The sequence below is a fragment of the Enterobacter sp. T2 genome, from assembly GCF_010692925.1.
GTDB classification, from domain to species: Bacteria; Pseudomonadota; Gammaproteobacteria; order Enterobacterales; family Enterobacteriaceae; genus Enterobacter; species Enterobacter kobei.
Genome location: NZ_CP048736.1, coordinates 2,233,294 through 2,256,108, shown reverse-complemented (window position 1 = coordinate 2,256,108; position 22,815 = coordinate 2,233,294). Strand labels below are relative to the sequence as shown.

Here is a 22,815-nt window from a genome sequence, read left to right as displayed (position 1 = left end):
AAGGCCGCGGGGATCGCTCCCCGCGGCAGGGTTTTACGCAATTAACAGTTGATGATTAGCCAGCAGTGTCGCCAGATCCGTCTGCACGCCGTTCAGCGTCACCAGAGTGGTTGGCGAGAACTGGCCGCCGGTACCGTCCAGGTCAACCTGGATCTCGGTATTGCTGCCGTTTTGCACCACGCGGATGTAATCGGTGATATTGCCCGCGCTACTGTCCAGCGTCGCCACGCCGTTCACATAGCTCGCTGAGCCCGTGCCGGTATAGCCGCTGTCTGAGAGCAGATCGCGCAGGTCAATACGGTCCGTGTCCGCCGTCCCTTCCCAGGTGCCGACGGTAAAGCCGTTCACCACATCGTGACCGTTACCGCCCGTGGCATCCGACGCGTTGATCAGCTTGTAGAGCAACGTATCGTGACCGCCGCTGCCGATGTTGAAGGTGTCATTCCCGCCGCGGCCTTCGAACCGGTTATCAGCGCTGTTGCCGGTGATAACATCGTCGAAGTCCGAACCGTTAATGCCTTCAATATTCAACAGCCGTGTGGTACCAAAGCCAGTGTCCTGTGCGGTTGAAAGGCGCAGGTCAACGGTCACGCCGGAGGTCGCATTGCGGTAATCCACCACGTCCATCCCACCGGTGTTGCTCCAGGTGTCGTAGTCGGAATGGGTATTCCAGCCGCCGGAGCCGTTGTAGGTATAGGTGCCATCTTCTGCAATGAAGGTGTCGTTATACCCGGTCCCGGTGATTGTCCCGCTGTGGCCGCCGGTCGCCGCTTCGGCCGTCAGGACGTAGCCCTCTTTGCCGTTGCCCGCGTACAGACCGCTCCAGGTGACGTTATCCGACACACCGTTGGTGATCTTCACAATCTCTGCCGAGTAGGTTTCATTCGGATCCAGACCGTAGAAGCTCACCAGCGCAGAGGTATCGTTCGACCCGATACCGGACTGGGCGTTGATGATCTGCGAGGCCACCAGCACGCCTGCGGCGTTATACAGGTTGACCGTGTTGCCGTAGTAAGCGTTGATACCCTCGCTATCGACAATGTGCAGATGCATCGCGGTGCCGTCCGCAATAGTTTTGCTGTTCTGAACCAGCACCACCTTGCCGTTCTGCTGAGATACCAGCAGATCCTTCGCGCCGTCCCAGTTGTAGTCCACCGCGGCCACGCCGGTAGCGTAGGCGATACCGGACGCCAGCTGGCTGGAGGTCCAGGTGGAACCGTACCCGTTGTTGGTGAACAGGGTCGCCGTTTGTGACGCGCCGTAGGTGCTGAGCTTGATGATGTCCATCTGCCCGTCACCGTTCCAGTCCACCGCCACCGACAGATACCCCGCCGACGCGTTAGAGGCTTCCACCGCGCTCTTGGTGGTAGAGAGCTTCCCGGTGCCGTCGTTGTAGTAGATCACCCCGCCGTTGTTGTTGTAGCTGCTGCCCAGGTACAGATCCATGTAGCCATCGCCGTTGAAGTCTGCCCACGTCATGGACGCCGCCGTGGTGGTGTTCGCGGCGTTGACCACAAACACGTTGGTCAGGTTCTGGCCGATAGAGAGCGTGCCGTTGCCGTTGTTGTTGATTACGGTTAACGAGTACGCGCCGCTGCGGTTGGTGTGCTGAACAATATCCACCGTGCCGTCGTTGTTCAGGTCAACGCCGGAGATTTCACGCATGGTGGTGAATTGTCCCCAGAAACCTGCGCCGCCGTTGGTGCCGTCCGGCGACAGAACCCCGTTGTTGTTGATCAGGTACGTAATGGAGTCTGCACCCGCATCGCCGTAGGCCAGATCCAGATAACCATCACCGGTTTTGTCGTACGCAATCACGCCGCCGTACCAGATGGTAGTGCCCATTCCCAGCTGGCTGGCGTTATAGGTGCTACCATCGTAGGTCCACATCACCTGCGTGGATCCCGCGTAGGTGTTCTCCGTGGCGAAAATGTCCTGCGTGCCGTTACGGTCAAAGTCAGCGGCGGTCTGGCTCACCACGTAGTAATTACGGGTGTTGGTCAGCGTATTTCCGGCATAGGTCGAGCTATCGCTGCTGGAGTAAGACTGGCCGTTCGCAATGATATTCCACAGACCGCTGCTGTTCATGCCAAGGGTCATGGTGGAGTTGTTGCTGTTCCCCGCCGTGGTTGCCCAGTCGGTATTCACCGTGGTGGTGTCAATCACCAGACTGCCGGTGGTCGTCCCGGTGGTATTGCCGTTACCCGCGCTGCTCTTCACCTGCGCCGTCACGCTGTAGCTCGCGACGTTCAGTGCATCGCTGTCCGGGATCTGCAGATACCAGGTGTTGTGATCCGGATCGACCACCACCGCACCGCCCGTCTGGGAGGTGTAGGTTTTCCCGTTCACCGTCACCACCAGATACTCACCGTTCACCAGATCGGCGGAGACGGTCCCGCTGACGATCGGCGTGGTATCCGACGTGGTCTGCGCGGTAATCGCCGCCGTGGTGGTCGGTATGCTGGTATCCACGCTCAGCACAAAGCCGTCCGATTCCGTATAGTTACCGGCCTTGTCGGTGACACGCACAATGTAGGTGTGATTGCCATCGCTCAGGCCGTTATCCTGGAAGGACCAGCTTGCGCTGCCGTTCATGGTCACCTGGCCGAGCAAGACGCCATCGCGGTAAAGCTGGACGATCTCGCCGTCGTCCGGGGCGCGGTTGAGCGTCCCGTTGATCACCGGTGAGTTATCGTCAGTGGCGACCGAGCTGCCAAAGGTGCCCGTACGTTCCCCTTCAACGTCGGTATAGCTCACGACCGTTCCCACCGTGTCTGGCGGCGTGGTATCCACCGTCACCACCTGCGACGCGGTAGATCCCACGTTGCCCGCCTGGTCGATGATCCGCACCTGGTAGGTGTAATCGCCGTCCGCCAGATCGCGGGTATCGGTGTAGCTCCAGCGCTGGTTGGTGACCGTGGCGTCAGACCAGGTATTCCCGCCGTCGAGGCTTATCTGCACGCGCTCGTCGTTTGCCAGCGCGTTGCCCAGCGAGCCGTTAATGGTCAGCGTGGTGTCCATCGTGATGAAATCACTCCCGGACTGACCGGTATCTTCGCTGATGCTGTCGATGGTGATGCCATACTGCGGCGCCTGAGTATCCACCGTCACCGCCTGCGAGGTGGTTGCCCCGACGTTACCCGCCTGGTCAATCACCCGCACCTGGTAGTTATGGCTACCGTCGGTCAGGGTACGCGTATCGCTGTAGCTCCACTGGGTCCCGCTCACGGTGGCATACACCCAGGTGGTGCCGCCATCCATGCTCACCTGAACGAACTCACCCGCCCCCAGCTCTGCGCCAAGCGTGCCGTGCAGCGTGTACGAGGTCGAACTGGTCAGGAAGTCATTGTTGTCAAACCCGGTGTCGACGGTAATGTTATCCACGGTCACCGTAATCGCCGCATCCGGGGCGACCGTATCAACGGTCACCTGCTGATGAGCGCTGGCCCCCACGTTGCCCGCCGCATCCACCACGCGAACGTAGTAGTCATAGGTCTGGTTCCCGAGCGTGCGGCTGTCGACGTAGTACCAGCTGTTGCCGGTCACAATCACGTTCTGCCAGGTGACGCCGCCGTCGATGCTGATCTGGGCGTACTCGCCGTCAGCCAGCGTCGCGCCGAGCGAGCCGTGCAGCGTCAGGGACGTATCGTTGGTGATAAAGTCGCTGCTGCTCAGGCCGGTATCGTCGCTGATGCGGTCGATGGCGATGGTTTTGCTGGCGTCCGGCGCGACGGTATCAATCGTCACTACCTGGCTGGTGGTGGCGCTGATATTCCCCGCGTCGTCAATCACGCGCAGCTGGTAGTTGTAATCTCCGTCGGCCAGCGTGCGGCCATCGACATACGTCCAGCTCAGCCCGCTGACGCTGACGTCGGTCCAGGTCAGACCGCCGTCGAGGCTGATCTGCGCGTGGTCACCGCTGCCCAGCGCCGCGCCGAGCGTCCCTTTCAGGCTGATCTGGTTGTCGCTGGTGATGAAGTCACTGTCGGACAGGCCGGTATCCTGGGAAACGGAAACCACGGTAATGGTCGTTGCCGCCGGTTTCGTCAGATCAATGACCACGTCCTGGCTGTCCGTTGACCCCACGTTGCCCGCGTTATCAATCACCCGCACCTGATACTGATAGGTCCCTTCGGTCAGGGTGCGGCCGTCCGTATAACGCCATGTGGTGCCGGTCACGGTCAGGTCAATCCAGGTTGCCCCACCGTCGAGGCTGATCTGCGCCTTCTCGTTATTGCCGAGCTGCGCGGTCAGCGAGCCGTTGACCACGACCTGAGCGTCGTTGGTGATGAAATCACTCGCGCTCAGGCCAGTGTCGTTTTGCAGAGAATCAATGCTGATGCCCATCGACGGCGCGGTAAGATCCACGGTGACGCTGTGGTTATCGCTGCCGCTGTTGCCGATGGTGTTGCTGACCTGCGCGTTAATGACGTACGAACCGCCGTCCGCCAGCGCGGTCACGTCTGCGCTTCCGACCGTATAGCGCCAGGTGCCGTCATTCTGAACGGTCGCCGTGTAGGTTTTACCGTTCAGTGTGATGGTCACCGTCTGGCCCGCAGGCGCGTCGGTGGTGCCGCTGATGACCAGCGGCGTGCCGTGTTCGGCAGCGCTGACAATGTCATCATCCGCAAAGGTGTTGATGGTGATAGTTGGGACGTCACCGTTCAGCGTTACGTCGTGCGTTGCGCTGCCCGGGTTACCCGCTTTATCACTCACCGTGGCGGTAATCGCGTACTGCCCGTCACTCAGGCCGAGGAAGTCACGGCCCGGCACGAAGACCGACCACGATCCGTCTGCCCCGACGGTGGCCTGATAGCTGTGCCCGTTGAAGGAGACGGTCACCGTCTGGCCCTGTTCCGCCGTGGTGGTACCGCTGATGGTCTGGCCCGCCAGCTGCTCGGCATTGTTAACGATGTCGTCATCGGCCACGGTGCTGATGGTCACGGTCGGCGCGACGGTATCCACCGTTAAGGTGTGCGTCGTCTGACCGCTGTTCCCGGCTTTGTCGTTGACCGAAGCGGTCACCGTCAGCGCCCCCTGGCTCAGCGCGGCCAGATCCGCCGCGGGTACGTCCAGCGTCCAGGTGCCGTCGTTGGCCACGGTAGCGGTATAGGTTTTGCCGCCCAGCGTCACGGTAACGGTCTGGCCGGCCTCGGCGCTGGAGGCACCGTGAACCGTCAGCGGCTGCTGCGCTTCTGCCGCGTTCAGCACATCGTCACCCGACAGCGTCGCAATGCTTACCACCGGCGCGGTGGTATCTACGCTGATGTCGTGCGTTGCCGAGGCGCTGTTACCCGCGCTGTCCTGCGCCGAAACAGACACCTGATAGCGCGCGCCATCGGCCAGTGCGCCTACGTCGGCGGCCGGGACGGTAGTCGTCCAGGTGCCGTCGCTCTGAATCGTGGCGGTGTAGGTCTTGCCGTTCAGGGTCACGGTCAACTGCGTACCGCTGGCAAACTGGGCGCTGGAGCCATTAATCACCAGCGCGTTACCCGCTTCTGCCGCGTTGATAACGTCATCGCCGCTGAGGGTATTTACCGTCAACGCCACGGAGGCGGTGTTGACCACCACGTCGTGCGTCTGGGTGCTGCTGTTGCCCGCGCTGTCGGTAATGGTTGCGCTCAGCGTCACTGTGCCGTCGGTCAGGGCGGAAACCACGCTGGCCGGCACGCCCACGCTCCAGTTGCCGCTGGCGTCAACGGTGGTGGTGTACTGGTTCGAACCCAGCGTAATGACCACTTTATCCCCGACGTTCGCGCCGGTTGCCGTGCCACTGACGATCTGCGCCTGTCCGTGTTCCACGCTGTTGATCACGTCATCTCCCGCCACAACGTTAACGCTGACGGTCGGTGGCGTGGTATCAAGCGTAATCGCTTTACCCGCGCTGCCCGGGTTACCCGCCGCGTCGCTCACGCTGACCTGCACGGTATAGCCGTTATCCGCCATTGCGGAGAGATCGGTGCCCGGCACGTTGACGCTCCAGATACCGCCCTGCTGCACCTGCGCGGTGTAGCTCTTACCGCCCAACGTCACGGTAACCGTCTGCCCGGCTTCCGCGGTGGTGGTACCGGAGATGGCCACGCCTGCGGACGCTTCGCTGGCGTTGATCACGTTATCGCCCGCGACCGTATCAATGGTGACGGCTGGCGCGGTGGCATCCACGCTGTACTCGCGGCCCGCAGAGGCGCTATTGCCGTTCACGTTAGTCACGCTCACCTGCACGCTGGCATCGCCGTCTTTGAGGCCCGCCAGATCTGCGGAAGGCACGGTAGCCGTCCAGTTGCCGTCGGCATCCACTTTCGCGGTGTACGTCTTCCCAGCGAAGGTGATGGTAACGGTCTGGTTTTCCTCAACGTTCGACGTGCTGCCTGAAAGCACCAGATCCGCGCCTTTCTCCGCCGCGTTAATCACGTCGTCGGTAGCAATCGCATCAATGCTGATGGCGACCGCGGCCAGATCCACGCTCACATCGTGGCTGATGGAGACCGGGTTACCCGCGGTGCTTTGGCCTGCCACGGTAACGGTGACCGTGCCTGCTGCCAGCGCACCCACGTCTGCCGCCGGGATTGCCGCGCTCCAGGTACCGTCTGCCAGCACGGAGGCGGCATACGTTTTGCCGTTGACGGTCACGGTGAGCGTGGTTCCCACCGCCAGCCCGTCGCTGGAACCGGTGACGATCAGGTTCTGACCGTGTTCGATGCTGTTGATCACGTCGTCACCCGCGACGGTATCAACGCGCAGGCCCGGCAGACTGGCGTCTATAGCGATTTCGCGCTCGCCCGCCCCGGTATTGCCGTGACCGTTGGTCACGGTCGCTGACACCGTCAAATCGCCGTTGCCCAGCCCGGTCAGAACAGACTCCGGCACGCTCACGGACCAGGTCAGATCGTTCTGCACCGTCGCGGTGTAGCTGTTACCGCCAAGGGTCACGGTAACGATATTGCCCGCCTCCGCGTTCGTCACGCTGCCGCTGATGGTCTGGCCTGAAGCCACTTCCGCCGCGTTAATAACGTTATCGCCCGCCACGGTGTTGATGGTGACGGTCGGCAGCGCAGTATCCACCAGCAGGTTCGCGGTGTTGCTGACGCTGTTGCCCACGCCGTTGGTCGCCGTCGCGCTCAGGGTGTAGTTGGCCTGACCGAGACCCGCCAGATCTGCCGCCGGAACCGTCAGGCTCCAGCTGCCGTCCGCCGCCGTGGTGGCGGTGTACTGCTTGCCGTTCAGGGTCACGGTGACCACGGTGCCTTCTGCCAGGTTGGCGCTGGTGCCGCCGACGCTCAGATCCTGACCTTTCTCCACCGCGTTCAGCACGTTGTCGCCGCTGAGGGTGTTGAAGCCGACCGACGGCAGGCCGGTATCGACGGTCACGTTATGGCTGCCGGTGCCGGTATTGCCTGCGGAATCGGTGACTGACGCCGTGACGGTTACGGTGCCGTCGCTGAGGCCGGAAATCACGCTCGCCGGTACGCCCACGCTCCAGTTGCCCGCCGCGTCCAGCACGGTGGTGTACGTCTGGCCGCCGAGGGTGACGGTGACCTTATCGCCCGCTGCCGCCCCGGTGGCGGAACCGCTGATAATCTGCGCCTGAGAATGCTCCGCGATGTTAATCACGTCGTCGCCCGCCACGGTGTTGATGGTGACCGCTGGCACGGTGATATCTACCGTCAGGTTATGGTCAACGGAAGCAGGGTTACCCGCTTTGTCGCTCACGGACGCGGTCACGGTCACGCTGCCGTCGCCAAGCGCCGCAACATCCGCCGCCGGAACGTTCAGCGTCCAGCTGCCGTCCGCGCTGACGGTTGCGGTATAGTCTTTACCGTTCAGGCTTACGGTCACCGTCTGGCCCGCCTCGGCGGTGCTGGTGCCGGACACGGTCAGATCGCTCTTCGCTTCGGCCGCATTGAGAATGTCGTCACCCGCGATCGTGTTGATGGTCACGGACGGCGCGGTGGCGTCCACGCTGTACTCGCGGCCCGCCGAGGCGCTGTTGCCGTTCACGTTAGTGACGCTCACCTGTACGCTGGCGTCGCCGTCCTTAAGGTGTGCCAGATCCGCGGACGGTACGGTATACGTCCAGTTGCCGCTGTCATCAACGGTAGTGGTGTAGATCTTGCCGTTCAGGCTCAGGGTCACGGTCTGCCCGGCTTCCACGTTGGTGGTCGCACCGGACAGCACCAGATCTGCCCCTTTCTCCGCCGCATTGAACACGTCGTCGGTGGCGATGGCGTTGATGCTGATGGCAACGGTCGCCAGATCCACCGTCACGTCGTGGCTGATGCTAATCGTGTTACCCGCCGCGCTGTCGCCGGTGACGCTGATTTTCACGCTGCCTTCCGGCCACGCGCTCACGTCGGCAGTCGGGATCGCCGCGCTCCAGGTGCCGTCCGCCAGCACTGTAGCCGCATAATCTTTGCCGTTAACGGTGACGGTCAGCGCCGTGCCCGCCGCCAGTCCGTCGCTGGATCCAGTGACGATCAGGTTTTGCGCATGTTCGATGCTGTTGACAACGTCGTCGCCCGCGACGGTATCGACGCGCAGGCCCGGCAGGTTAGCGTCTATAACGATTTCGCGTTCGCCGGAACCGGTGTTGCCGTGGCCGTTGGTCACGGTCGCCGTCACGCTCAGGCTGCCGTTGCCCAGCCCGGTCAGCACGTCAGACGGTACGTTTACGGACCAGGTCAGATCGTTCTGTACCGTCGCGGTGTAGGTATTGCCGCCAAGGGTGATGGTCACGGTGTTACCCGCTTCGGCATTCGCCACGGTACCGCTCAGGGTTTGCCCGGCCGCCACTTCCGCCGCGTTAATAACGTTATCGCCCGCCACGGTGTTGATGGTGACGGTCGGCAGCGCGGTATCCACCAGCAGGTTTGCGGTGTTGCTGACGCTGTTGCCCACGCCGTTGGTCGCCGTCGCGCTCAGGGTGTAGTTGGCCTGACCGAGACCCGCCAGATCTGCCGCCGGAACCGTCAGGCTCCAGTTGCCGTCCGCCGCCGTGGTGGCGGTGTACTGCTTGCCGTTCAGGGTCACGGTGACCACGGTGCCTTCTGCCAGGTTGGCGCTGGTGCCGCCGACGCTCAGGTCCTGGCCTTTCTCCACCGCGTTCAGCACGTTGTCGCCGCTGAGGGTGTTGAAGCCGACCGACGGCAGGCCGGTATCGACGGTCACGTTATGGCTACCGGTGCCAGTATTGCCTGCGGCATCGGTGACTGACGCCGTGACGGTTACGGTGCCGTCGCTAAGGCCGGAAATCACGCTCGCCGGTACGCCCACGCTCCAGTTGCCCGCCGCGTCCAGCACGGTGATGTACGTCTGGCCGCCGAGGGTAACGGTGACCTTATCGCCCGCTGCCGCCCCGGTGGCGGAACCGCTGATAATCTGCGCCTGAGAATGCTCCGGGATGTTAATCACGTCGTCGCCCGCCACGGTGTTGATGGTGACCGCTGGCACGGTGATATCTACCGTCAGGTTATGGTCAACGGAAGCAGGGTTACCCGCTTTGTCGCTCACGCTCGCGGTCACGGTCACGCTGCCGTCGCCGAGCGCCGCAACATCCGCCGCCGGAACGTTCAGCGTCCAGCTGCCGTCCGCGCTGACGGTTGCGGTGTAGTCTTTACCGTTCAGCGACACGGTGACCGTCTGGCCCGCTTCGGCGGTGCTGGTGCCGGACACGATCAGGTCACTCTTCGCTTCGGCCGCATTCAGAATGTCGTCACCCGCGATCGTGTTGAGGATCACGGACGGCGCGGTGGCGTCCACGCTGTACTCTCGGCCCGCCGACGCGCTGTTGCCGTTCACGTTAGTGACGCTCACCTGTACGCTGGCGTCGCCGTCTTTCAGACCTGCCAGATCGCCCGCTGGCACCGTGGCGGTCCATTTACCCTCAGCATCCACCGTGGCGGTATAATTCTTGCCGCCAAAGGTAATGGTGACGGTCTGGTTTGCTTCCACGTTCGAGGTGGTGCCGGAGAGCACCAGATCCGCGCCCTTCTCGGCCGCGTTAATCACATCGTCTGAGGCGATGGTATCAATGCTGATGGCAACGGTCGCCAGGTCCACCGTCACATCGTGATTAATGGAAACCGGATTACCCGCACCGTTCTGGCCTGCCACGGTAACGGTCACCGTGCCTGCCGCCAGGGCACCCACGTCCGCCGCCGGGATCGCCGCACTCCAGGTGCCGTCAGCCAGGACGGTCGCCGGGTAGGTTTTATTGTTCACAGTGACGGTCAGCGCCGTGCCCGCCGTCAGCCCGTCGCTTGTACCCGTAATCATCAGGTTTTGATTATGTTCGATGCTGTTGATCACATCGTCGCCCGCGACGGTATCGACGCGCAGCCCAGGCAGGTTAGCGTCGATAGTGATATCGCGCTCAGCGGAGCCGCTGTTACCCACGCCGTTGGTTACGCTGGCAGATACGGTCAACTCGCCGTTGCCCAGCGCTGTCAGTTCGGCTTGCGTCACGTTAATGGACCAGGTGAGATCGCTCTGGACCGTCGCGGTATACGTTTTGCCTCCGAGTGTCACGGTAACCGTGTTGCCTGCTTCGGCATTGACTACCGAGCCGCTGATGCTCTGGCCTGCCGCCAGTTCAGCCGCGTTAATGACGTCATCGCCCGCCACGGTGTTGATAATGACACCCGGCAGAATGGATTCGACATTCACGGTATGAGAGGTACTGGTGCTGTTGCCAACGCCGTCCGTTGCTGACGCGGTAACGGTGTAAAGCGCTTCACCCAGTTGACCAACCTGATCCGCCGGAACCGTGGTCGTCCATTTACCGTTAGCGTCCACCGTTGCGCCGTACGCTTTGCCGTTGAGCATCACGGTCACCGCCGCGCCTGCCGCCAGGCCGGAAGCCGTACCGGAGATCGTCAGATCCTGGGTTTTCTCTGAACTGTTGATCACATCGTCACCGGAAACAGTGTCAATGGTCAGCACCGGCGCGCTCAGGTTTACCTCCACGCTGTGTGTGGTGCTGTTACTGTTGCCCGCTTTATCGGTCAGCGCCGCGGTGATGGTGTAATCTCCCGCGGTCAACGCGGTCACATCCGCCGCCGGTACGCCCACGCTCCAGTTGCCGGAGGCATCCAGAGTGGCTGTGTACGATTTGTTGTTGATCGTCACGGTGACCACATCCCCCGCCGCCGCGCCGGTCACAGAACCGGTGACAATCAGCGCCTGCGCATGTTCGGCGCTGTTGATCACATCGTCGTCGGATACGGTGTGGATGGTCAGCTGTGGAACGGTGGTATCAACCAGCACGTCGCGATCGGCAGAGGCCGGGTTGCCCGCTTTATCCGCGACGGCGGCGCTGACGGTGTAGTTACCGTCAGCAATCGCGCCCAGATCCGCAGACGGCACGGTTACGCTCCAGCTGCCGTTTGCCGCTACGGTGGTGGTGTAGTCTTTACCGTTCAGCGTGACCGTCACCGTCTGGCCCGCTTCGGCGTTGGTCACGCCATTAATGACCAGATCCTGCTGCGCTTCGGCCGCATTGATGATGTTGTTGTCGCTGATGATGTCAATCGAGACCGTCGGCGCCGTCGCGTCCACGCTGTACTCACGGCCAGCTGACGCGCTGTTGCCGTTCACGTTGGTCACGCTCACCTGTACGCTGGCGTCGCCGTCTTTCAGGCTGCCCAAATCGGCAGACGGTACGGTGGTCGTCCAGTTGCCGCTGGCATCGACCGTCGCGGTGTACGACTTGCCGCCGAAGGTGATGGTGACGGTCTGGTTAGCTTCCACATTGGTGGTGGAGCCGGACAGGACCAGGTCCGCGCCTTTTTCCGTCGCGTTAATCACGTCGTCGGTGGCAATCGGATTAATGCTGATGGCGACTGCGGCCAAATCTACCTTCACGTCGTGGCTGATGGTGACCGGCGTGCCCGCCGTGCTCTGGCCGTTAACCGTTACGGTGACCGTGCCTGCGCCCAGCGCGCTAACGTCTGCCGCCGGGATCGCCGCCGCCCAGGTGCCGTCTGCCAGCACGGTTGCCGCGTAGGTTTTTCCGTTGACGGTTACCGTGAGTGCCGAACCGGCTGCCAGGCCATCGCTTGACCCGGTGATAATCAGGTTTTGCGCATGTTCGATGCTGTTAATCACATCGTCGCCCGCGACGGTATCGACGCGCAGACCGGGCAGGCTGGCATCGATGGTGATGTCGCGCTCGCCGGTGCCGGTATTGCCATGGCCGTTGGTAACGCTGGCGGACACCGTCAGATCGCCGTTACCGATGGCGGTTAAGACCGTGGACGGCACGTTGACCGACCAGCTCAGGTCGTCCTGTACCGTGGCGGTGTAGATATTGCCACCGATGGAAATAGTGACAGTGTCACCGATCGCTGCCCCGCTCACTTTCCCGCTCAGGGTCTGGCCTGCGGCGACCTCTGCCGCATTAATCACATCATCCGTGGCGACAGGGTTAATGGTCACCACCGGGAGCGCGCTGTCGACCACAACGCTGTGGCTGGTACTTGCGCTATTGCCTGCCGCGTCGGTCACGTTTGCCGTCACGGCGTAGCTCGCTTCGCCCAGCGCCGAGACGTTTGCCGCCGGTACGGTGACGCTCCAGTTGCCGCTGGCGTCCGTGATGGCGGTGTAACTGATGCCGTTCAGGGTCACCGTAATGGTGGTGCCGTCCGGCTGGTTACTGCTGCCGGAAACCAGCAGGTCCTGGCCTTTTTCGGCCGCGTTGATCACGTCGTCAACCGCCAGGGTATTGATGGCAATCACCGGCGCGGTCAGGGAGACCTCAACGTCATGCGTTGCGGTGTTGCTGTTACCCGCTTTATCGGTGAGTGTCGCCGCGATCGTCTGGTTGCCGTTCACCAGCGCGCCCACGTCCGTTGCCGGAACGCCCACGCTCCAGCTCCCGGACGCATCCAGCATTGCGGTGTAGTCTTTCCCGTTCAGGGTCACCGTGATGACATCGCCCGCCTGCGCGCCCGTCACCTTACCGGAGACGATCAGCGCCTGACCGTGCTCAGCAATGTTCACGATGTCATCGCCCGCGACGATGTTGAAGCTAATCTGTGGCACGGTGGTATCCACCAGAACGGAGGCATCCGCGCTTGTCGGGTTACCGGCTTTATCGGAAACCGATGCCGTGACCGTGGCGTTACCGTCGCTGATGCCTGCCAGATCCGCCGCCGGCACGTTGAGTGTCCAGCTGCCGTCCGCCTGCACCTGCGCGGTGTACTGCTTGCCGTTGAACGAGACCGTCACCGTCTGGCCGGCTTCGGCCGTGGTGGAGCCGCTCAGGGTCAAATCCTGCGCCGCCTCTGCCGCGTTGAGCATATTGTCATTGCTGATGGTGTTGATGCTGACCGTCGGCGCGGTGGTATCGACGCTGAATTCCTGCGCGGACGATGCCGCGTTGCCGTTCGCGTTGGTGACGTTAACCTGCACGCTGGCGTCGCCGTCTTTCAGGCCGCTCAGATCGGCTGCCGGTACGGTATACGTCCAGTCGCCGTTGGCATCCACGGTCGTGGTCCAGGTTTTACCCGCAAAGGTAATGGTCACGGTCTGACCCGCTTCCACATTGGAGGTGGTGCCGGAAAGCAGCAGATCCTGACCTTTTTCCGCCGCGTTGAGCACATTATCGTCGGTCACGCTGCTGATAGTGATGGCGACAGGCGCGAGATCGACATCCACAACGGTGCCAATATTCACCGGGTTGCCGGAGGTATCCTGTGCGCTTGCCTTGATATCGAGCGAACCGTCCGCCCACTGCGACACATCCGCGGCCGGGATCGCCGCCTTCCAGGTGCCGTCCGCCAGCACGGTGGCGAAATAGTTGCTGCCGTTAATGGTTACCGTGACGGTGCTGCCCGCCGCCAGATCGGTGCTGGAGCCGGACACAATCAGGTTTTGACCGTGTTCGATGATGTTAATCACGTCATCGCCCGCCACGGTGTCAATACGCAGCCCAGGAAGCTGGGCGTCGATGGTGAAGTCCAGAGAGGATGAGCCGGTATTACCGTGGGCGTTGGTGACGCTGGCTGACAGCGTCAAATCGCCATTGCCGAGCGCGGTTAACTGGCCCTCGCTTAACGGCAGGCTCCAGGTGAGATCGTCCTGCACGGTGGCCGTGTATGTCTGGCCGCCAAGGATAATAGTGACAGTGTCACCTGGCGCCGCGTGAGCCACTTTACCGGTCAGGGTTTGCCCTGCCGCAACCTCCGCGGCGTTAACGATATTATCGCCCGCCAGGGTATTGATCGTCACAACCGGCAGCGAACTGTCCACCAGCACATCGTGACTTGCAGAGGCGCTGTTGCCCACGCTGTCGGTCACGTTCGCCGTCACGGTGTAATGCGCTTCGCCCAGCGCACCTACCGCCGTCGCCGGTACGGTGACGCTCCAGTTACCGCTGGCATCGGCAATAGCCGTGTAGTCGATGCCGTTCAGGGTGACGGTGATACGGGTTCCTTCCGGCTGGTTGCTGGTACCCGAGAGTTGCAGATCCTGACCTTTCTCGGTCGCATTGATCACGTCATCTGCTGCCAGGGTATTAATACCGATGACCGGCGTCACGGTATTCACCACCACATCCAGCGAACTGCTTCCGGTATTACCGGACCTGTCGGTCACGGAGACGTCGATGGTCCAGGTACCGTCGGCCAGCCCCTGCACCACGGACGCTGGCAGACCGAGGCTCCAGTTGCCCGCCGCATCCACCACGGTGGTGTAATCCACATTGTTGATGGTGATGGTCACCCGGTCGCCCGCTGCCGCGCCGGTCACGGAGCCGCTCAGGATCTGCGCCTGAGAATGGGCAAGCTGGTTAATGGTGTTGGTGGCGGTGACAAAGTCGTTGATGGTCACCTGCGGCACGGTTGCGTCTACCAGACCGACGCGATCGGCGCTGCTGGTGTTACCCGCCACGTCGCTCACGCTGGCCGTCACGGTCACGATACCGTCGGCCAGAGCGCCAACGTCAGCCGCCGGAACGCTCAACTGCCAGGTACCGTCCGTCTGGACCGTGGTCTGGTACGTTTTGCCGTTCAGCGTTACGGTGACCGTCTGGCCCGATTCTGCCGTGCTGCTGCCGCTTAAGACTAAATCCTGCTGCGCTTCGGCCGCATTAATGATGTTATCCGCGGTCAGGTTATCGAGGGTAATCGCTGGCGGCAGGGTATCCACCGTGACCACGCGCGACGCGTCGGCAGTGTTACCGTTGATGTTGGTGACGCTGACGCTCACCTGTGCGCGACCGTCGATCAGCGTGTCCATCGCGCTGGCCGGTACGGTCAGGCTCCAGGAGCCATCCTGCTGCACCTGGGCGGTGAAGGTCTGGTCGGCGAATTTCACCACCACGGTCTGCCCCGCTTCCACGCCCTGCGTCTGGCCGGACAGGGTTAAATCGCTGCCTTTTTCTGTCGCGTTGAGCATGTCATCGCTGGAGACGGTATCAATGGTGACCGCCACGGCGTTGAGGTCGAGTTCAATCGGGTGTTCTGCCGAAACGGTGTTGTTCCAGGCATCTTTCGCGCTGACGTTGACCGTCACCTCTCCCGCCGTCCAGGCCTGAAGATCCGCCGCCGGAACGCCAATCTGCCAGTTGCCGCTGGCGTTAACCGCGGTGACGTACTCGACGTTATTGATGGTAACGACAATCTGTGTGCCCGCAGCCAGATGGGTGCTGGCACCGGTGACGGTCAGATCGTGCTGCTGTTCGATGGCGTTGATCACGTCATCGCCGGAAATGGTGTTCACGCGCAGACCCGGCAGCTGAGCGTTGATGTTGATATCACGCTCGCCGGTGCCGGTATTACCGTGCCCGTTGGTTACCGATGCGGTGAAGGTTAAATCACCATCGCCGAACGCCTGAAGATCCGCCGACGGAATGGTGACGCTCCAGGTGAGATCGCTGCCTACCGTGGCGCTGTAGCTCTTACCGCCCACGGTAACAGACACCGTATCGCCCGCCGCCGCGCCGGTAACGCGACCGCTGAGGGTTTGATCCACGCCCGCTTCGGCGTTATTGACCAGGTTGTCGCCTGCAAAGGTGTTGATAATGACCTGCGGCAGCACGGTATCCACCAGCAGATTCGCTTCGGCAGAACCGCTGTTGCCCACGCTGTCGGTGCCGCTAACGGTAACGGTGTAAAGCGTGTTCGCCAGATTCAACACGTCGGAAACCGGCACCTGGATGGACCAGATACCGTTTTCGACGGTGGCCGGATAATTCACGTTATTCAGCGTGACGGTGATGGCGCTGCCGTCAGGCAGATTGCTGGTGCCGGACAGGCTCAGCGGCTGCATCGCCTCCTGGGCATTCAGCACGTTATCCTGGCTGATGGCGTCAATCGTGAATTCCGGCGGGTTGCCGCTCAGCGTGATGCCGTGCGTGGCGCTGCTGGTGTTGCCTGCCGCATTGGTCACGGACACCGAAAGGGTGTGGTGGCCTTCTCCCAGCGCACCCACAACGGACGCCGGGACGCCTACGCTCCAGCTGCCGTCTGCCAGCACCACGCCGGTGAAGGTCTTACCGCCCACGGTCACGGTCACCACATCGCCTGCGGCGGCACCGCTCGCCTGGCCGGAGATAATCTGTGCCTGGTCCTGCTCGCTGGTATTGAGAATATCATCGCCCGCCACGGTGTGAATGGTAATGACCGGCGCCGCAGTATGAACCGAGAAATCTGCCGTCGCTGATGTACCGTTACCCGCTTTGTCACTGACGTTCACCGTCAGGGTGTGGTTGCCCTCACTGAGAGCCTGCACCTCGCTGGCGGCAAGTGTGACGGACCAGGTGCCATCGCTGCCCACCGTGGCGTTATAGTTTTTGCCGTTCAGCGTTACCGTCACAATTTGTCCGGCTTCCGCGTTGGTTTTACCGGTCAGCGTCAGCGGCTGGTTGTGCTCGGCGGCATTGATGATATTGTCCTGCGCGAGCGTATCGACAGAGAGCGTTGGCGCAGCGGTATCCACGCCAATCGTCTGGCTTCCGCTCACGGTATTCCCCGCCGCGTCTTTGCCGCTCACGTTGACCGTCCAGGTGCCATCGCCCAGCGCCTGCGCGTCTGCCGCTGGCACTTTTACGCTCCACGCGCCGTTGGCCCCCACTTCCGCCGTGTAGGTTTTACCGTTCAGCGTCACGGAAACGTCGGTTCCCTTCGCCAGATGCTGGCTGCTGCCGGACAGCGTAAAACCGGCAGACTGCTCGCTGGCGTTTATCACGTTGTCACCCGCCGTTGTCGCCAGCGTAATCGAGGCCTCGGCCGTGGAGACGGTTACCGTGATGCTGCCTGCAGAGGTGGTTTTGCTGCCGTCGATCTGCACGACCGACCACGTATGCTCTCCGTCAGACTGGGTCGGGAGTTTTACCGTCCAGGTGCCGTCTTTACCCACCATCGCGCTGGCAATGGTGCTTCCGCTGCTGTCTTTGATCTGAATGGTCGCGCCCGGTTGGCCGCTACCGCTAAAGGTCGGGGTGTTATCGTCCGTGATCGCGTTCGCGCTCAGCACACCCTGCTTGTCACCCACCTTGTCCGACAGCAAAAAGGTCGGCGTGGCACTTTCCACTTCTTTGGTGTTATCAATGACTTTCGTTTTCGTTTCGCCGTCACCGCCGTTGGCCAGCAGCGCCCCGATGGCGCCACCGCCCAGGGCAGCACCCGCAATCCAGCCCCACGGCGCATCGCTCAGGACACTTTCCTGCTCAAGGAAAGGTTCAATGCTGCTAATGGGTGTGGCCTGGGCGGTTAACTCAGTGACAGCAGCGCCAGACGCTTCCCCGGCATCGGCAAAAGAAATATGCGTCAGTTCCTGATGATCGTTGAATACCAGCTCTGACTGATGATGGGTTTCAGGATCTTCGACAAAATAGTTATTACAGCGAATAACGCTGCCATCTTTCATATAAATGAGAAGGTCTTTACCCTGGCGGACATAACGCACCACATCCTGAGCTGAGCCCTGGATTTCAATCACACTCGGCGATGAAATGGATACCGAGAGATTTCCGTCTCCGGTTAATTTCGTTTTTTCTGCCGTTTTGCGAATGATGACATCAACAACCTTTACGTTACTCATATTCTTCTCCTTGCAGGTGTGCGGATTCCTGTGGATATGTCCACCAGATGGATGTAGCTATCCCTGGGAAAAAACACCCATTATTTTCAGTCTTATTTTGCGCAGCTATGCGCGTCTTTTTTTAACTCAAATCGGGTAATTTTGCGGCAGCGTTTTTCTCTATTCCAATAAGCGACATTAAATTATCAACCGCGGAAGCATAATTAATTGCCGAACTCCACCCATCATACTCAGCGATTATTTTTGCCGACGTGGCCTGCCAGACATCCTGCTCAACGCTGAGCAAATCATTAATGCTCCGCTTGCTCAGGGTGTATTCATTTTTATAAACATCACGGGCACGCAGTGCATTTTCCAGCTGCAGCTTACCGGCTTCCATTCTTCCCCGTGCACCGGTCCAGTCAGCCTGCGCAACGGAGGCTTTTTGCAGAACATCGAAGCGCGCCTGATCAACCATAGAAGAGGCCATAGCCCGTGCGCCTTCTGCCTGACGCACACGTGCGGAGACCGCGCCGCCCTGATAAAGCGGTGCATCAATATTGAGCTGGATCTGGTCGTCCCAGTAAGAACGGTTGTCCGACTCATAACGGGTACGCCCCCCCTTCAGGCTTAAGGTCGGCCAGTGCTGGGACTTCGCCGTTTCCACGCCGTACTGGGCCGAACGCTCCCGGTTCTGCGCCGCTAACACCGTGGGTATCAAGGAATAATCAATGCGGTTAAGCGAATCAGGCTCAACGGCGAGGTTCGCAGGCACGGGCGAATAAGCGTCAGCCTGCATCCCGGTTAAGACCGCAAGCCTTGCGCGGGCGCTGTTTAAGGCGGCGTTATTCTGCGCGACCGTTGCCTGCATGCCAGCAATACGCGTGCGGGTCTGCAGTTCATCGGAAGTGGAGCTCACCCCTGCATCCGCACGCAGTTTTGCCAGTTGCTCAACATTTTTAAGCGCCTGAACGTTGTCCTTTGCCGCCTGGAGCAGATCGGAATAGCGTTTAACTTCCACGTAGCTGAGTGCCGTTTTCTCCGCCACATCAGAGAGCGTACTCATCAGCTGGTAGCGGTAACTATCGCGCTGGGCGGAAGACTGGCTGATGCTGTTATTGGTTTTCCCGAAATCGTACAGCAGCTGGGTCAGGCTAATCCCCCAGGCCGCAGAATTCTTCAGCGATCCGCTGGAATCGGTGGTCTGGCTATGACCCGTGCTCCCGTTCAACGCGATTTGTGGCATCCAGCCGCTACGCGCTTCATCTATTTGCGCCTGACCAATACCTAATTGCGCGGCCTGCTGACTAATTGAGGGATCGCGATCGATAGCAAAAAGAATACTTTCTTTTAAGGTCGTCTTTGCCACTGCGGCAATCCCTGCCTGGTGACTATTGGCATAAGCCGTATTTATGGCGAATGAAATTAATGCCAGTGCTGTTGTAAATCGGCGTAACATAGGCTTTCGCAATATCGTCATTTTTATCTCCCTGACTCTGAGCCAAACTCAGGCAATTACCCAAAAAGAGGTATAGATAATTAGACAAATATCTTCTTTAGCGTCCTCACTGAATTTCAGGTAAAACTCCCCCATACCCATTTCCATTGGAAGTGAGAAAGTCCGTCGTCTTATTTCAATTAAGAATTTACTTATTTCTTAAACTGATTTGCAGCATAACAAAATGTGGTATAGGCCACTACACCCACAATGTTAATGTGGTGTTACAAATAAGAAAAAAGATGGGGTTTCTGGACAAAAGTATAAAAAAGGCATTTCAAATGAAACATATAAACCCTCTGTTATTTAAGGAAAATTCCTAATTCACTCTCTGTACATTTTTGCGTTAATTTCCAGGAGCGTCAGACACAAAGATTTTCAAAGAAGTGTCAATTTAAGTCATTGCCGACCTCACGCCAAAATAAAAATCCATTAAAAAACTAAAGTAAGAGATTAAACGCCATTATAAATATTATTCGCAGAGATTTATTCTAATCAATGGTAGTATAATGGTTACATAACCCAAATCATTAAATAAAACATAACAATAACACTGTGGTTAACATTCAAAACGGCTTAATGATATCTGCTTAATACAAATGTAATAATCACCTACCGGAATGACTGCACCTCCCGACCGCTTACCCATTCCCCTGCTTCCCTCTGCGCAGAAATGCTGTATTATGCGAATTATTGCGACATTTTGCAGGAGTGCATCCATGCACAAGACCGCACGTCAACGTTATGTCCTTGATATTTTGAGCGATCAAGGTCAGGCCAGCATTACTGAGCTGGCAGAAAAGCTGCAGGTTTCAGCAGATACCATCCGTCGGGATCTCACCGACCTGGAAAATCAGGGGCTTGCCCAGAAGAACCACGGTGGCGCTATCGCCCTTAATCTTTCCGCCATGAATCGTCAGGGCCGCAACACGCTGCTGCCTGAAACCAAGCAACGCCTGGGGAAACAGGTCGCGCAGGCGGTTCCAGCCGGTTCTACCCTCTTTCTGGATGCCGGCAGCACGGTGATGGCCGTCGCGATCTTTCTTCAGGGGCCTCACACCGTGATCACCACTTCGCTGGACATCGCCCAGCATTTTAGCGACCGGGAAGACATTGATCTGATCCTGCTCGGCGGGAAATGGGACCCGAAACAGCGCCTGTTTGCCGGAAGCGCCACGTTGTCGTTGCTCTCCCGCTATCGGGCAGATATCGCCATTCTTGGGGCGTGCGCCATTCATGCCGAACTCGGCCTGAGTGCCGGTAAAGAGGCCGATGCTGAGGTGAAACGTGCGATGCTCGCTGCAAGCCATGAACACTGGATCGTGGCCGACCATCTGAAAGTTAACCGCTGTGAACCGTATCTGGTTTCGGGGTTATCCGACATTCATCAACTCTTTTTAGATCGTCCCTGGCCTGAGCTTGGGGACCCTGGCGCATTACAGGTCACCGTATGCGCGCAATAACGTGGAGAAGGTCATGAGTAAAGTTCAAACAATCAACATTGCGCTGATCGGGTATGGATTTGTGGGTAAAACCTTCCATGCTCCGCTGATCCAGTCCGTGGACGGGCTTAGGCTGGCGGTGGTCTCTTCCCGTGATGAAGAGAAGGTAAAACGCGATCTTCCGGATGTGCTTGTGGTCGCGACACCGGAAGAGGCTATTCAGCATCCTGATATCGACGTGGTGGTGATTGCCTCGCCTAACGCCACTCACGCCCCGCTGGCTACGCTGGCCCTGAACGCCGGGAAACATGTCGTCGTGGATAAGCCTTTTACCCTCGATATGAAGGAAGCCCGCGACCTGATCGCGCTGGCGGATGAAAAACAGCTCCTGCTCTCTGTTTTTCATAACCGCCGCTGGGACAGCGATTTCCTCGGCATTAAACAGATTATTGCGCAAGGCACGCTCGGCAAGGTCAAGCACCTGGAGTCGCATATTGATCGCTTCCGTCCGGAAGTCCGCGTGCGCTGGCGCGAGCAGAACGTTCCCGGGAGCGGTCTGTGGTTTGACCTGGGGCCGCACCTGATCGACCAGACGCTACAGCTGTTTGGCCTGCCTGAGTCGGTTCAGGGGAATATCGCGACGCTGCGCGAGGGTGCGGAGATCGACGACTGGGCGCACGTGGTTTTAAATTACCCGGCGCACAAGGTTATTCTGCACGCCAGCATGCTGGTCGCTGGCGGGACGGCGCGCTTTACCGTTCACGGGGATAAAGGCAGCGTGGTGAAGGCCAGAATCGATCAGCAGGAAGCACAACTGCTTGCGGGTGTGATCCCCGGCAGCGAAACCTGGGGAGAAGACAGCGACAGCATGGTGTTCTTCGGGGCAGACGGTGCAACGCAGACCGTTGCCACACCGAAAGGCGACCAGCGCCAGTATTACATCCACGTGCGTGATGCGCTGCGCGGGGAAATCCCCCATCCTGTTCACCCTGTCGAGGCATTAGCGGTCATGGCTGTGCTGGAAGCGGCGGTGAAATCATCAGAGACCGGGACAACGCAGACGCTGGCGTTAACGGCTGAAGAGCGTGCGCTGCTGGGTTAAAAAACAAGCCGGGTGGCGCTGCGCTTACCCGGCCTACGAGTTTGAGCCGTTTGTAGGCCCGTGCAAGCGAAGCGCCGCCGGGCGAAAAGACTACTGACGCTTTTTCGGCATCATGCGCAGCAGCGTATTGTCTTTCCAGAAATAGTGATGCATTAGCGCTGCCGCCGCGTGCAGACCAATCACGAAATAGCCGAGATTGGCCAGCGTCTCGTGCCACTCCTTCAGCACATCCACCAGATCAAAATTCCCTTCCGCCGCATGCGGCATCAGCATGCCAAAGGCAAACCAGTCGTTTCCGCGGTTATACATCATCACAATGCCAATCAGCGGCAGCGCAATAAACAGCAGATAAACGATGAGATGCCCAAGGTGCGACATACCGGTGATCATCGCTTTGGGTTTCGGCTGAATAGGCGGTGCGGGATATTTAAGGCGGATGAGCAATCTCGCCACCATCAGCACCAGCACCGAGATCCCGCAGGAGACGTGGATCATGTTTATCACCGGGCGATCGGTACGCGGGAAAAAGCCTCTAAACTCCATCGCGCAGTAGGCGACGACAACTAACAAAAACACCAGCCAGTGAATCGCAATCTGCAGGCTTGAATATTTAGTACGCATGGGATTTCCTGAAAAAAAAACAGTCACCGCGCCAACATAATCTCCTTTCCTTAAAAATTCATTAACTTTTCTGTATGACTTTTCAGTCACTTCCCTGCGGATGAAGTATCTTCAATTGCCGCCCTGTCCGTGAT

At 59.7% G+C, this 22,815-nt stretch carries 4 protein-coding genes and 2 pseudogenes; 2 read left to right on the top strand and 4 right to left on the bottom strand.

The annotated features are described in order from the left end of the window. Window positions 1-33: 33 nt before the first annotated feature. From G0034_RS10845 to G0034_RS10840, 3 genes and pseudogenes are all read right to left on the bottom strand, one after another. Window positions 34-17,502, bottom strand: a pseudogene (locus G0034_RS10845) (Ig-like domain-containing protein); the annotation flags it as partial. Between the two features lie 192 nt (window positions 17,503-17,694). Next, window positions 17,695-18,039: pseudogene (locus G0034_RS23635) on the bottom strand (BapA/Bap/LapF family prefix-like domain-containing protein); the annotation flags it as partial. Between the two features lie 121 nt (window positions 18,040-18,160). After that, a complete protein-coding gene (locus G0034_RS10840) occupies window positions 18,161-19,498 on the bottom strand; it encodes a TolC family outer membrane protein (RefSeq protein WP_179120852.1) in 1,338 nt (445 codons plus the stop codon). Between the two features lie 737 nt (window positions 19,499-20,235). Between G0034_RS10840 and G0034_RS10835 the strand changes: the two genes are divergently transcribed. Further along, the gene (locus G0034_RS10835) at window positions 20,236-20,979 is read left to right on the top strand and encodes a DeoR/GlpR family DNA-binding transcription regulator (RefSeq protein WP_069602069.1); all 744 of its coding nucleotides are present in this window, start codon (window positions 20,236-20,238) and stop codon (window positions 20,977-20,979) included. Window positions 20,980-20,992: 13 nt separating this feature from the next. Beyond that, on the top strand, window positions 20,993-22,060 hold the full coding sequence (locus G0034_RS10830) for an oxidoreductase (RefSeq protein WP_050863025.1): 1,068 nt from the start codon (window positions 20,993-20,995) through the stop codon (window positions 22,058-22,060). 90 nt (window positions 22,061-22,150) lie between these two features. Here G0034_RS10830 and cybB read toward each other — a convergent pair whose 3' ends face one another. Beyond that, the gene (gene cybB / locus G0034_RS10825; RefSeq protein ID WP_071922258.1) at window positions 22,151-22,681 is read right to left on the bottom strand and encodes a cytochrome b561; all 531 of its coding nucleotides are present in this window, start codon (window positions 22,679-22,681) and stop codon (window positions 22,151-22,153) included. Window positions 22,682-22,815: the final 134 nt, after the last annotated feature.